We start from the raw sequence: 1,061 nt of genomic DNA, 5'->3' as shown, positions 1-1,061 counted from the left end.
AAAATGGCAAAAGGTAAGTTCGAACGCACCAAGCCGCACGTCAACGTCGGTACAATTGGTCACGTTGATCACGGTAAAACTACACTGACAGCAGCGATTGCGACAGTATTGTCCAAAAAATTTGGTGGCGAAGCAAAAGCCTACGATCAAATTGACGCGGCGCCAGAAGAAAAAGCACGTGGTATTACAATTAACACTGCTCACGTAGAATACGAAACAGCCGGTCGCCACTACGCTCACGTTGACTGCCCAGGCCATGCTGATTATGTTAAAAACATGATTACTGGTGCTGCTCAGATGGACGGCGCGATCCTGGTTTGCTCCGCAGCAGACGGCCCAATGCCACAAACACGTGAACACATCCTGTTGGCTCGCCAAGTTGGTGTTCCATACATCATCGTGTTCCTGAACAAATGCGACATGGTTGATGACGCTGAATTGTTGGAATTGGTCGAAATGGAAGTACGCGAATTACTGTCCAAATACGAATTCCCAGGCGACGACTTGCCAATCATCCAAGGTTCCGCAAAATTGGCGCTCGAAGGCGACAAAGGTCCATTGGGCGAAGAGGCTATCATGAAATTGGCTGATGCACTCGATAGCTACATCCCAACACCAGAACGCGCAGTTGACGGCGCCTTCTTGTTGCCAGTAGAAGACGTGTTCTCCATCTCTGGTCGCGGTACAGTTGTAACAGGCCGTATCGAACGCGGTATCGTTAAAGTCGGCGAAGAGATCGAAATCGTTGGTATTAAAGATACAGTAAAAACAACATGTACTGGCGTTGAAATGTTCCGCAAATTGCTGGATCAAGGTCAAGCTGGTGATAACGTTGGTGTATTGTTGCGCGGTACTAAGCGTGAAGATATCCAGCGTGGTCAAGTGTTGGCAAAGCCAGGTTCAATCAAGCCGCATAGCCATTTCACTGGTGAGATCTATGTATTGTCTAAAGATGAAGGTGGTCGTCATACACCATTCTTTAACAACTACCGTCCACAGTTCTACTTCCGTACAACGGACGTAACTGGTTCGATCGAGTTGCCAAAAGACAAAGAAATGGT

At 47.8% G+C, this 1,061-nt stretch carries 1 protein-coding gene; it reads left to right on the top strand.

What is annotated here, in order from left to right; all coding sequences use genetic code 11:
- Positions 1–3: 3 nt before the first annotated feature.
- A partial coding sequence (gene tuf / locus H8K32_RS19915) for an elongation factor Tu (RefSeq protein WP_186914376.1) occupies positions 4–1,061 on the top strand: 1,058 nt, incomplete at its 3' end.

It is taken from the genome of Cognatundibacterium jejuense, assembly GCF_014284255.1.
GTDB classification, from domain to species: domain Bacteria; phylum Pseudomonadota; class Gammaproteobacteria; order Burkholderiales; family Burkholderiaceae_D; genus Undibacterium; species Undibacterium jejuense.
Note: the sequence above shows the minus strand (reverse complement) of the source record. Positions and strands in the feature narration are given on the sequence as shown.